The following is a 12,472-nucleotide window of genomic DNA, read 5'->3' as shown; positions in this document are numbered from 1 at the left end:
CTATGACTGCGATCGTTAAACCCAAACCAGCCTTAGACGAGTTCCTCAAACTTCCTGAAACTGAACCGGCCTCAGAATTTCTTGAGGGACAAATCATTCAGAAGCCCATGCCTCAAGGTGAACACAGCGTACTTCAAGGTGAACTCTGCAAGACTATCAATCAAGTAGCGAAAACTCGGAAAATTGCCAATGCTTTTCCCGAGTTACGCTGCACTTTTGGCGGCGTATCAATCGTGCCAGATGTAGCAGTATTCCGATGGGAAAGAATTCCTTTTTTGCCGTCGGGTAGAATTGCTAACCGCTTTGACATTAATCCCGACTGGTCGATAGAAATTCTCTCTCCAAACCAAAGCCAAACAAAAGTGCTGAGTAACTTACTCCACTGTTCGCGACACGGAACTGAGTTGGGATGGTTATTAGACCCAGAAGAAGAGAGTATTTTGGCAGTATTTCCAGGACAAAAAGTAGAACTGTATAAACGTGCAGCTCTGTTGCCAATCATTGATAAAATCGAATTAGAATTGACAGTTGACACTGTTTTTAGCTGGTTAAGTTTTGGTTGAACAGTCCTGAACGCATTAATAATCAAAGAAACCGGGTTTTTTACAGAATCTGTGGGTTACAACGAAATATTGTCGTGAAAAACCCGGTTTCTGGCTACCCGTGCGTCCAGTCAAATCTCAAATCCCCCGCTCGCCATGACAAATAACCCAGAAAAAATTATTATTAGAAATAAAGTTTTCGAGTGGGGAAAACGTACTTATTTAATGGGCGTTTTAAATGTTACCCCTGACAGTTTTAGCGACGGCGGAGATTTCTATACCAGAGAATCTGCTTTGGCGCAAGCGGAAAACATGGTAAAATCGGGAGTTGATATTATTGATATTGGCGGTCAATCTACTCGGCCTGGTGCAGTGGAAATATCCTTAGCAGAGGAGATCGATCGCGTTATACCTCTCGTACAAATACTGCGGCAAAAAGCCGAGATTTTTGGCTCAGTTCCTATTTCGGTCGATACTACCCGAGCGCAGGTTGCGAAAGCTGCGGTTGAGGCCGGAGCGGATATAATTAACGATATTTCGGGAGCTACTTTTGATTCGGAAATGCTGTCAACCGTTGCTAAGTTAAAAGTGCCAATAATTTTAATGCACATTCGGGGAACTCCCCAGACGATGCAACAACTGACAGATTATCAGGATTTAATTGGAGAAATTAAGGAATTTTTCGAGAGGCGAATTGCTGCTGCAGTGGCTGCGGGGATTGACAAATCTCAAATAATTCTCGACCCTGGTATTGGCTTTGCCAAAACTTACAGTCAAAACTTAGAAATTCTGCGAGATTTGCAAAAATTCCGTGTTTTAAACTGTCCGATTTTAGTCGGAGTATCGCGAAAAAGCTTCATCGGTCACATTTTGAATCAGCCAGAAGCGAAACAAAGAGTTTGGGGGACAGCGGCGGCTTGTACAGGTGCGATCGCAAATTCGGCAGATATCTTGCGCGTTCACGATGTCAGAGAAATGGGCGATGTCTCTCAGGTAGCCGACGCTATCTTCAGGAATCAGTCTTGAGAAGTGTTAGTCTCGATAACTGTTATTTCCCTGCCCTCAGAAGGAGGCGTCACATCGGGCATAGAACCCATCAGCTCGCCCAGAGCTTCGCTCATGCTCCTCGGGTCCATAAACAGAATTTTGGCGTTGTCGCTTTCGCCCAATTTTTGTTGAGCGTCTAAGTATTTTTCGGTTACTAAGTAATTCAAAACTTGCTTGCTATTCGGATGAGAGTCTAAAGCTTCAACTAAGAGCCTCATGTACTCCTTAGTGCCGATCGCCTTATTGACCATTGCTTGCCACTCGCTCTTGGTGGCGCGCTCCAATTCCATAGCTTCTTGCACCCTTTTCGGAGGTGTTATGCTTTGAATTTCCACCCGAATTACTTTGACACCCCAAGTTTCGGTAGCTTCGTCCAACTTTTTGAGTAACTTTTTATTCATGTCATCTCGGGAACCCAAGATGTCTTGCATGGGCAACCGACCAATTTCAGCGCGAAACGTCGTTAAAACTAAGTTGGCGATCGCATTTTCAATTTGATCGATTCCATAATAAGCTTTCTGTAAATTCACAACCCGCCAATACACAACGGCATCGACTTCGAGAGCCACATTATCTCCCGTGATCGCTGACTGAGGTTTAATGTCTAAAACTCTTTCACGGCTTGTGTCCACGCAGACGACTTTTTCGACCAGGGGGCTGATAAAGTGGAATCCTGGCTTGAGGGTGCGCTTGTATTGACCCAAACGTTCCACTAAAGCTTCGTCGCCACCGCTGACTATTTTGACGCTTGAGTTAACAGCGTAGCCGAGGATGAGCGCAAAGAGCATGGTAAGAATAGACTGCCCCATTTCTATTTTCCTGCTAAGGTTGACTGAGAATCGATCGGAATTCTACTCTAATTTAACTCAAACTCGGCCACACAGTGCTAAAATATCTCGACTGTTAATAACTAACTATTTCATCGGGTGGGCCTCATCGGCTCCGACTCTTACGGCGCTAGTGAAACCCAGCATATCAACAACACGTTTCCACAAAAGACATGAAAAACGATCGAGAGTTTCGCTGGTTCAAACCTTTGAGGTGGATTGCCCCAAGCATTTTGGTGGGTGCAGGAATCTGCAGTGTCGCAGCGGCGCAACCGGCACAAGCTGAGCCAATCGCCCTGCAACTCTCGCAAAACTTGCAGTCGCAGAACTTGCAGCCACCGCGCCGAGGCCCTGCTGTTCGAGAAGTTCTGTCCTACGAGATGAAGGGAGACGAACTAAGGATTTGCAAGCAGGAAGGCAACTCCGAGAAAAAGTGCCAAGTTGTAGGTAAAGGCTACACGATGGGTTTGAGAACTGCCAACGACCTTTACGGTCAAGGAAATGCTGTCAATGCCGAAGCTTTGTACCGGCAACTAATCGCTCGCTATCCCAAAGAAGCGGATGCTTATTACAAGTTGGGAAGTATGCTGTCGGGGCAAGGTAAAATGAGCGATGCGATCGTTCTATTCCAAAAAGCAATTGAAGTCAACCCGCAGCACGCCAAAGCTCACAACGATTTAGGCGTGGCGATGGCAAGTCAGGGGCAGTTGCCCGAGGCAATTGTTCAGTGGAGACAAGCCGTTAAAATTAACGATCGATATCCCGATGCTTTAAACAATTTAGGAGTCGGTTTGTACCAGCAAGGAGACAAGGAAAACCAAGCGGAGGCCGTAGCCAGCCTGACAAAAGCTAAGGAGTTATTTATCAAGCAAGGTAGAACTCAAGCAGCTAACAGAGTAGATAAAATTTTGGAGGAAATTAATTCGCAGTCGAGCGGTTCCTAAACTCAACCGCCGATCGCCCATTGAAAGAAAAAACATCTTTGGCGATCGGCGTTAATGGGCGTTTAGCGACGGTTAAACACCCCGAAAAACGAGAATCTAAAGCATTTCCTTCAAAACTTGTATAATTAAATCCCCATCCACCCGATCGCTCACAGCAGCCTCACCCAAGCGCACCGGCAGCACAAACCGCACCTTGCCATCCTGCACCTTCTTATCGAGTTGCAAAGTATGCAAAATTTCCTCAACATCGACACCCGCCGGCAATTTGGCAGGTAAACCCGCTTTTTCAATCAAAGCAGACTGGCGGCGATCGCACTCAGCATCCCACATTCCCAACTCCACAGCCAACCGGCTTGATGCAGCCATGCCGATGGCCACTCCTTCCCCGTGATTAATCACCTTGTAATTGGTCAAACTTTCCACAGCATGACCGATTGTGTGTCCGTAATTCAAAATCGCCCGCAAACCCGATTCCTTCTCGTCTTTGCTGACCACCTCAGCCTTAGCTTGGCAAGACCTACTCAAAATTTCAGCCAACAAATCCGCCTTCACATAGCGCATTTGATCCAAACGCTTGCAATTCTCCAACTTCCCAAAAAGTTCAGCATCCCAAATCACCCCGTACTTGATGACTTCCGCCATCGCCGAACGAAACTCCCTCGCCGGCAGAGTTTTGAGTACATCCGGGTCAATCAAAACCAAGCGCGGCTGGTGAAAAGCCCCGATTAAATTCTTCCCTAAAGGATGATTTACCCCCGTTTTGCCCCCAATAGAAGCATCAACCATCGCCAGCAGCGAAGTCGGAACTTGCACGACATTAATTCCCCGCAGCCAAGTCGCCGCAGCAAAACCTGTCATATCGCCCACCACCCCGCCGCCCAAAGCCACCATTGTCGAGGAACGTTCTAAACGGTTTGCTAAAGCCGCACCGTAAATTTTCTGCACCGAATTTAAAGTTTTGTACTGTTCTCCCGGTGGTAAAATGCAGCTACTGACTTCCAGACCGGCAGATTCGAGGGCTGCTGCTGCTCTTTCGCCGTACTGCCGAAAAATCGACTGATTCGACACCAGTAGCACTTTTTTGCCCAAACTTAGATCGCCCATCAGACTGCCGAGTTCGTCTAAACCGCCCGATCGCACGCAAACATTGTAAGATTGTGGCCCCAAGTCAACTTTAATTATGGATTGCATATTTATCTAATTTAGATATTAGATTTTAGATTATAGTTCTTATAGGTCTTTTTATTGATTGTTTTGGAGAAATTGCAATGACTCTTAGCGGAGCAATAACTTATTTTGGGATTTTTGGCGGCATGATCGGCTTGGCGACAGTGCTGATGTTTGGTCTGCGAGCTGTCAAACTCATCTAATTTGCTAATTTAGATGTCTGAACCAGAGGATTTAATCTCTGGCAAAAGTATCAGTTCGACAAAGTATTTGCGCTAACAATCTCTGATTAAATCTTTGGATTGACGGCGCAAATGCTTCGACTAATCTAACTTGAGGCTATAATTGATTAATTTGATATTTTCTCGAAAGTAATTTGGTTAATGCTTCAATCTAAAATCTAAAATCTAAAATCTAAAATCTAAAATCTAAAATCGCTCGATTCCCCACTTATCTAGAAGATGAAAATGAGAAGTATCCCAAACCGAGATTAATGCCGTACTTATCGTCGCCGTTTCTTTAATTGTTCAGAGGGAAAACAATCAATAACGTCAGATAGCATATAACTACCTTTGGAATCTGATTCCATCAGTTCCAAGTAGACAGTCTTGGGAACTTCAAAGTATCGATAGGTTTTGCCACTATTAAAAACAACTTCGAGGGTGTAGCTTTCCTCGTCATAACCAGCAGATTGGATCATGCTAGATTCAACAGGTTCTAGTTTCATGGTAATTCTGCGATGCTTTTATGTAACTATTTATAGTCGATCGCCCTGCAATTTAAGTTTGCCCGCCTAAAAAAACAGAATACCCAGATCCTCGACTTCGCAGAAGTCCGGGATGTAGCGCGCGATCGCACCTGAATTTCCCCTAAAATAATTTCTACTCCCTCAATCCAAAATCTAAAATCTAAAATCTAAAATCGAAATGACTCATTCCACAGATATCGTCACCCTCGCCCGCTGGATGGCAGCCGATTTCAGCAACCAAGCCCAAGCCTTTGAAAACCCGCCATTCTTCGCCCACATCCGCGTTTGCATGAGGCCTTTGCCGATCAAAGTTCTGGATGGGCTCAGCTTGTATCTAGAACAAGCCTACGATATTGAACTGAATGTACCGTACCGAGTCCGAGTTTTGAAATTAGTCCCGGTGGGCGATCGAATCGACATCGAAAATTATGCCATAGAAAACGAAGAACAATTCTACGGCGCTTCCCGCGACCCGCAACGGCTGCAAGAAATCAAAAAAGAACAACTAACACTGCTCCCGGGCTGCACGTTTATTACGCAGTGGACGGGCAACAGCTTCAAAGGGTCTGTCGAACCCGGAAAAGGCTGCATGGTGGTCAGAAAGGGCAAAAAAACCTATCTAGACAGTGAATTCGAGATTGACCAAGACAAATTTATTAGCCACGATCGCGGACGTGACCCAGAAACCGACGCCCACGTCTGGGGAGCCCAAGCCGGCCCTTTTGAATTCACCCGCCGGGCCAGTTTCGCCGACGAAATTCAGGTTTAATCTAAAAAAACAGACTCCTTCCTGGGCGAACACGCTTGATTAAAGGTTCAGAATGCACCAATACCTGGTACATTAACCCAGTATTGGCAAGCAAGATTCACCGTTGATTTATGAAAGTCCTGGTTATTGGTGGCGATGGCTATTGCGGTTGGGCAACCGCACTCTACCTTTCTAACAAAGGTTACGAAGTTGGCATCCTCGACAGCTTCGTGCGGCGGCACTGGGATCTGGAACTGTGCAGCGACACCCTCACTCCCATCGCACCGATTCAGCAACGACTCCAGCGATGGCAAGATTTAACGGGCAAGTCGATCGACTTGTTCGTCGGTGACATCACCAACTACGATTTTCTCAGCAAAAGCATGAGAAAATTTGCACCAGAGGCGATCGTCCATTTCGGCGAACAGCGTTCGGCACCTTTCTCAATGATCGATCGCGAACACGCAGTCCTCACCCAAGTCAATAACGTCGTCGGGACACTCAACCTGCTGTACGCCATCCGCGAAGACTTCCCCGAGTGTCACCTAGTGAAATTGGGGACAATGGGCGAATACGGCACGCCGAATATTGACATTGAAGAAGGCTACATTACGATCGAACACAACGGCCGCAAGGATACACTACCCTATCCCAAACAACCAGGCAGTTTCTACCACCTGTCAAAAGTCCACGACTCCCACAACATCCATTTTGCTTGCAAAATCTGGGGTTTAAGAGCCACCGACTTAAATCAGGGCGTAGTCTACGGCGTGCTCACAGATGAAACCGGCATGGATGAACTGTTGATCAACCGTTTGGACTACGACGGAGTATTCGGGACAGCATTGAACAGATTTTGCATCCAAGCTGCGATCGGTCATCCTTTGACCGTTTACGGCACTGGCGGACAAACCCGCAGCTTCTTAGACATTCGGGATACCGTGCGGTGCGTGGAATTGGCGATCGCCAACCCCGCCGAAGCCGGACAATTCCGCGTCTTCAACCAATTCACCGAACAATTCAGCGTCGGCGACTTAGCCTCCTTGGTGCAAAAAGCAGGCATGGCAATGGGATTAAAAGTAGAAATCAACAACATCGAAAATCCCAGAGTCGAGAAAGAAGAACATTATTTCAATGCCAAAAACACCAATTTGCTAGACCTCGGTTTGCAACCGCACTATCTCTCAGATTCCCTGCTCGATTCTCTGCTGAATTTTGCTACAAAATATCAGCACCGTGTCGATAAAAACCAGATTTTGCCGAAGGTTTCTTGGAAGTAAGTTCTGGTATCTACCTGCGGGGTAAGAGATTGTTTAACGAACCGCGAAGGCGCGTTAGCGAAGCGGGGCGTAAGCGCTAGGGCGCGAAGTAAGAGAAAAGAAGGGAAGAGAAGAGAAATGTTTGCAAGTTCAGAAGGGATTTCGTTGTAGATTAATTTTTTCATATCTATCTTTTTGATCTTTTGTTTTGTGTCCTATGCGTCCTCTGCGCTTAATTGCCAAATGGCATAAGGTTTTTTGTGCAGGCTTTTGGGGAATAAAGCCACACAAAGTCAAATTCTCGTTCTGTTGCTTTTGGTGGTTCTGCCGGGATTGTCAGCGAGGGCAGTTGGTGCTTATTATTTAATAGTTGAATGAGCTGCTGTAACGCCAAGTGATCGATCTAAATTAGTGGCGAGTTAGCGAAGGCTTATCTGCCACTTAAAAAGCAAGATAAATTGCCGGAACAGCACAGGAAATTCACAGAATTAATTGCTTGACCGAAAGTGTGGGAAGGCTTTTAGGTGGGATAATTGTATCAATTGGCATTCAGGGAATTGGCATTTTATCCCAAAAACCTCTCGCTCGAAATAAGCGGTAGTGCAACAGAAAGAAGAAGTGTAGAAAAGCAGCCGATCGCACGCCATGACTTACTCCCCGCGACACAGTGTATCCTGTTAGCGATGACCTTGGCCCCTGGCTATGATTATCGGCTCCCTAAATAACTTATTTTTATGAAAATTGCTCTGTTCACTGAAACATTTCTGCCGAAAATAGACGGCATTGTGACGCGCCTGATTCACACTGTAGATCACTTGCAGCGGGCGGGCGAACAAGTTCTGATATTTTCTCCAGATTACGGGATTAAAGAATACAAAGGCGCCCGAGTTTACGGTGTGGAGGGTTTGCCTTTGCCGATGTACCCGGAACTGAAAATGGCACTTCCTTCTCCGGCTGTCGGTCGCCAATTAGAGCAGTTTAAACCGGATATTATTCACGTTGTCAATCCCGCAATTTTGGGATTGGGGGGTATATATTACGGCAAAAAATTCAACATTCCGATTTTGGCTTCTTACCACACGCATTTGCCCAAATACCTGCACCACTACGGTTTCGGAGTCCTCGAACCTTTATTGTGGGAACTGCTCAAAGGAGCGCACAACCAAGCAGAATTGAATCTCTGCACTTCCACAGCAATGGTGGAGGAATTGAGAACCCACGGCATTGAGCGAGTAGATTTGTGGCAGCGGGGCGTAGATACTGAAATGTTTGTCCCGGAATTGGCAAGTCGAGAAATGCGATCGCGCCTTTCTCAAAATAACCCAGACAGTCCCCTGCTGCTGTACGTCGGGCGCCTGGGTGCAGAAAAAGAAATCGAACGCATCAAACCAGTCCTCGCAGCGATTCCTGACGCCCGCCTCGCCCTAGTGGGAGACGGCCCGCACCGGCAAACCCTGGAACAATATTTTGCCGGTACCCCCACCAATTTTGTCGGCTACCTCAAGGGGCAAGAACTCGCAACAGCTTACGCATCGGCGGACGCCTTCATTTTTCCCTCCCGCACCGAAACCCTGGGCTTAGTGCTCCTAGAAGCAATGGCTGCGGGGACGCCCGTAGTGGCGGCGCGCAGCGGCGGAATTCCCGATATCGTCACCGACGGTGTTAACGGATATTTATTTGACCCCGCCGACGAAGAAGGATCTCTGGTTGCCACCAAGCGTCTGTTTGCCAATCCCGAAGAACGGGAAACCCTGCGCCAAAACGCTCGCCGAGAAGCCGAACGCTGGGGTTGGGCCGCCGCCGCCGCACAACTCCAGCGGTACTATCAATCAGTGGTGTTTGCCGAGTCCATGCCCAGAGCGGCCTAAATGTCAGGATCTGTAGCACCTTTAAACATCACTGCCAGCTTAGCTTCGCTGTTCGATCGTCAGTTGGTAGCGAGCAGGGATGTTTTCCAAGACCGATCGAACTTTTTTGATCCATAAATTACCGTCGTTATCCTGCTGTTGCGTTTACCATTAAACTATGAGTAAGCTCTGTAGGAATGCCTTGCGCGCTGCTTTCATAGCGCCCTTTACCTGACCGGATACGGTCGCCGAGTGCGCTAAAACAGTCACACCGCGCGCTGGGGCCGAGCACAGAGCGTCAAATCCACACTGCACTCTCGATCGAACTAAAGCCTGTCACCTAATTTTCAGGCCTTCAGTTTTGCGAACTCAAGTTCAGCTTGAATTGACGAACCCTCATCAGTATCGAGGTTGTAAAAAAGATCGATCGAGCATACATAACAAGCAAACTGAAGTTGCGTGCGCCACTTTTGAACTCACGACGATTCATCAAAGCGACAAGCGAGTGCCGATGCCCTGGCAAACAAATTCAAGAGTTTGCACCGCCGTCGCATCTCGCGCCGATCGACCTGCGGTCAGTCTATCCCTCTGAGCAAGCAGTTAATCATGACATTCTCCAATACTGGTAGCGTTCTGGCTACACTGACTCAAGTCAATTTTATGGGGGCATTGACCTCCCGTGTTAAGAGCCTGCCAGTTCCTGAATTAGTGTGCCTGCTGGACTTTATCACGGCTGAATTTCAGCAATTTATCCGGGCGATGGACCTGATTAACAATGAAGCACTCGAAAGTCTCTTAGAGCAACTTTTAGATGCCTTCACTGTCAAAATTGGTCAAATTTTGCAAGCAGACCGGACAACAATTTTTTTGGTTGACTCCAACAAAAATCAACTGTGGCACAAAACACTCGATCCACTGACGGGCGAGGATGTAGAAGTGCGCTTGCCTATGGATGCAGGCATTTTAGGCTACGTAGCAACAACCGGAAAATCGATTAATGTCGCCGAAGCTCGATCGCACGAGTATTTTAATACCGAAGTAGACGAACCACCGGGCTACCAGATCGATACCATGCTCTGTATGCCAATTTTTAGCAGTAAGAGCCAAGAGGAACCCGTAGCGGTGGTCAGACTGTTAAATAAAGCTGGCAAAGTCTCCTTTAGCGAGGAAGACGAACAACAGTTCCAGGCTTTTGCAGATTCGATCGGGATTATTCTCGAAAGCTGTCAGTCTTTCTACGTCGTGGCCCGCAACCAGCGAGGGGTTGCCGCACTGTTGAGAGCCACCACGACTTTGGGTCAAAGTCTTGACTTGGAAACAACTTTGCGCTCTGTGATGGATCAAGCTCGCGACTTGATGCAAGCCGATCGCAGCACGCTATTTTTGTTAAATCGGGAAACCAACGAACTTTGGACAAAATTAGCTAAGGCTGACGGCACAACGATGATGGAAGTCCGCCTTCCGGCGAATAGGGGAATTGCTGGCTACGTGGCTTCGACTGGTCAACCTCTAAATATTACAGATGCTTACGACGATCCCCGCTTTGACCCCTCTACAGACCAGCAAACGGGATACCGCACTCGGACTGTCTTGTGTATGCCAGTGCATAACGCTAAAGGTGAGCTGATCGGGGTAACTCAGCTAATTAATAAGAACCAAGGTACTTTCACCCCTTCCGACGAAGAGTTTTTGCGAGCGTTTAATTCCCAAGCGGGAATGGCGTTGCAAAATTCTCAACTGTTTCAGAACGTGATGGTGGAAAAGCAGTATCAAAAAGATATGCTGCAAAGTCTTTCTGATGCAGTGATTTCCACGGATTTGAAGGGGCGAGTTGTGACTATCAATGAAGCAGCCCTAGAATTGTTGGGCTGTCCGGTAAATCAAGCTAAAAGCAAACACAATCCCCAGATTTGGGAAGATAAACTGGTGAATCGCTATGTTTGGGAAGTTGTGCCGATCGACAATTTGCAATTTCGACTAGAAGACAGTCTCAAAAATGCTGCCCGACATTACGTTCCCGAACAAAGTTTAACTGTGGGACTGTTGGTAGAAAAAACACTTAATTCCCAACAACAAAAAGAAGAAGAAGAAAGTTATATTTTGGCTGTGCCCGATCGCGCTGAGCCTACTTTATATTACGCTTGGGGCGAAAACCGCGCGTGGACTGAGGAAGTAGCGCTGGCAGAATTAGCTAATGCCCAATCTCTATTTGCCCTGCGAAATTCTGCCCTGTATCACCCTTATTGCCCGCTGCCCATCCCCGCCTCTCGAATTAAAGTAATTGAACGCAGTTTGAATTTGACGGTCAACCCGCTGCTAAATCCAGAGGGCGGAGTGCGCGGCGGTTTAGTGGTACTCGAAGACATCAGCCGCGAAAAGCGGATGAAAAATACGATGTACCGCTACCTGACTCCTGGAGTCGTAGATAAAGTGATGGCCTTGGGCGAAGGCGCCTTGATGGTGGGCGAACGCAAAGAAGTGACTATTTTATTTTCCGACATTCGCGGCTATACCACGCTGACCGAAAATTTGGGAGCGTCCGATGTGGTATCTCTGCTGAACGAATATTTTGAGACGATGGTGGAGGCCGTTATCCACTACGAAGGCATTTTAGACAAGTTTATCGGCGATGCTTTAATGGCAGTTTTCGGCGCGCCCCTGCCGCTGAATCCCCCGGAAAGTCACGGTTGGATGGCGGTGCAGTCGGCTTTAGATATGCGCCGGCGTTTGAAAGAGTTTAATGATTCTCGCCCCGGTGCAGATCCATTTCGCTTCGGAATCGGGATTAGTTCTGGAGAAGTGGTTTCGGGAAATATTGGTTCCCAAAAGCGCATGGATTACACGGTAATCGGGGATGCGGTGAATTTGAGTTCGCGATTGGAACAGCTTACAAAGGAGTACGGATGCGATATAATTTTGAGCGAATTTACATACAGTTTGTGTCGCGAAGGAATTTGGGTGCGAGAGTTAGACAAGGTGCGGGTTAAGGGCAAAAATCAGCCAGTTGGTATTTACGAGTTGCTGCAAAATAGTTCTGAACCAATTGATGGGGAAACCCTTCGGTTTTTGGAACTTTACAGTAACGGTAGGGATGCTTATATTGCTAGAAACTTTCAGAAAGCTATTAGTTATTTTGAAGCGGCTTTAGCAATGCGACCCAGCGATCGACCTGTGGAAGTTCACCTCGATCGATCCCTGAGCTATTTGGAAGTACCCCCGCCCGATGATTGGGACGGTGTGCATAGGATGACAACCAAGTAGTAGCTCATATTACATCCGAGTGCTCAAAAGTAAAAAGATTTGATAAAGATTTTAAATCTTCCTTATGACAGAGTTAACAAGT

At 47.1% G+C, this 12,472-nt stretch carries 11 protein-coding genes; 8 read left to right on the top strand and 3 right to left on the bottom strand.

Annotated features, from left to right (window positions below):
- The first annotated feature begins 2 nt into the window (after positions 1 to 2).
- Both QUB25_RS23445 and folP read left to right on the top strand, forming a co-directional pair.
- The gene (locus tag QUB25_RS23445) at positions 3 to 563 is read left to right on the top strand and encodes a Uma2 family endonuclease (protein WP_333186643.1); all 561 of its coding nucleotides are present in this window, start codon (positions 3 to 5) and stop codon (positions 561 to 563) included.
- 135 nt (positions 564 to 698) lie between these two features.
- Positions 699 to 1,568, top strand: coding sequence for a dihydropteroate synthase (folP, locus tag QUB25_RS23440; protein WP_333186641.1), 870 nt, complete (start codon positions 699 to 701; stop codon positions 1,566 to 1,568).
- On the opposite strand, the gene QUB25_RS23435 is transcribed toward folP, so the two are convergent.
- On the bottom strand, positions 1,559 to 2,398 hold the full coding sequence (locus tag QUB25_RS23435; protein WP_333039505.1) for a stomatin-like protein: 840 nt from the start codon (positions 2,396 to 2,398) through the stop codon (positions 1,559 to 1,561). The two genes, folP and QUB25_RS23435, sit on opposite strands and share 10 nt — an antisense overlap.
- Before the next feature lie 191 nt (positions 2,399 to 2,589).
- Here QUB25_RS23435 and QUB25_RS23430 point away from each other — a divergent pair, with 191 nt between their 5' ends.
- Positions 2,590 to 3,360 (top strand): tetratricopeptide repeat protein, encoded by a 771-nt coding sequence (locus QUB25_RS23430; RefSeq protein WP_333064120.1) that lies wholly within the window; start codon positions 2,590 to 2,592, stop codon positions 3,358 to 3,360.
- Between the two features lie 96 nt (positions 3,361 to 3,456).
- Here QUB25_RS23430 and aroB read toward each other — a convergent pair whose 3' ends face one another.
- Positions 3,457 to 4,551 carry a 3-dehydroquinate synthase gene (gene aroB, locus QUB25_RS23425; RefSeq protein ID WP_333064122.1) on the bottom strand — a complete coding sequence of 365 codons (1,095 nt, stop codon included), beginning with the start codon at positions 4,549 to 4,551 and terminating at the stop codon, positions 3,457 to 3,459.
- A 77-nt stretch (positions 4,552 to 4,628) separates the two neighbouring features.
- Here aroB and petL point away from each other — a divergent pair, with 77 nt between their 5' ends.
- A complete protein-coding gene (petL, locus tag QUB25_RS23420) occupies positions 4,629 to 4,730 on the top strand; it encodes a cytochrome b6-f complex subunit PetL (RefSeq protein ID WP_006633742.1) in 102 nt (33 codons plus the stop codon).
- Between the two features lie 299 nt (positions 4,731 to 5,029).
- Here the strand turns inward: petL and QUB25_RS23415 are convergent, their stop codons facing one another.
- A complete protein-coding gene (locus QUB25_RS23415) occupies positions 5,030 to 5,254 on the bottom strand; it encodes a KTSC domain-containing protein (protein ID WP_333186636.1) in 225 nt (74 codons plus the stop codon).
- A 199-nt stretch (positions 5,255 to 5,453) separates the two neighbouring features.
- On the opposite strand from QUB25_RS23415, the gene QUB25_RS23410 reads away from it, so the two are divergent.
- The 4 genes from QUB25_RS23410 (at position 5,454) to QUB25_RS23395 (ending at position 12,390) form a co-directional block, all read left to right on the top strand.
- Entirely contained in the window at positions 5,454 to 6,044 is a 591-nt protein-coding gene (locus QUB25_RS23410; RefSeq protein ID WP_333064124.1) for a chromophore lyase CpcT/CpeT, read from the top strand.
- Between the two features lie 110 nt (positions 6,045 to 6,154).
- A complete protein-coding gene (locus tag QUB25_RS23405) occupies positions 6,155 to 7,303 on the top strand; it encodes an NAD-dependent epimerase/dehydratase family protein (protein WP_333039493.1) in 1,149 nt (382 codons plus the stop codon).
- 713 nt (positions 7,304 to 8,016) lie between these two features.
- Positions 8,017 to 9,150: a glycosyltransferase gene (locus tag QUB25_RS23400; protein ID WP_333186631.1), complete on the top strand. Its 1,134-nt coding sequence runs from the start codon at positions 8,017 to 8,019 to the stop codon at positions 9,148 to 9,150.
- A 585-nt stretch (positions 9,151 to 9,735) separates the two neighbouring features.
- A complete protein-coding gene (locus QUB25_RS23395; protein WP_333039485.1) occupies positions 9,736 to 12,390 on the top strand; it encodes a GAF domain-containing protein in 2,655 nt (884 codons plus the stop codon).
- Positions 12,391 to 12,472: the final 82 nt, after the last annotated feature.

The sequence above is a fragment of the Microcoleus sp. B3-D7 genome, from assembly GCF_036705305.1.
Classification (GTDB): domain Bacteria; phylum Cyanobacteriota; class Cyanobacteriia; order Cyanobacteriales; family Microcoleaceae; genus Microcoleus.
The sequence above is the reverse complement of the archived record's forward strand: the minus strand, read 5'-3'. Positions and strand labels throughout refer to the sequence as shown.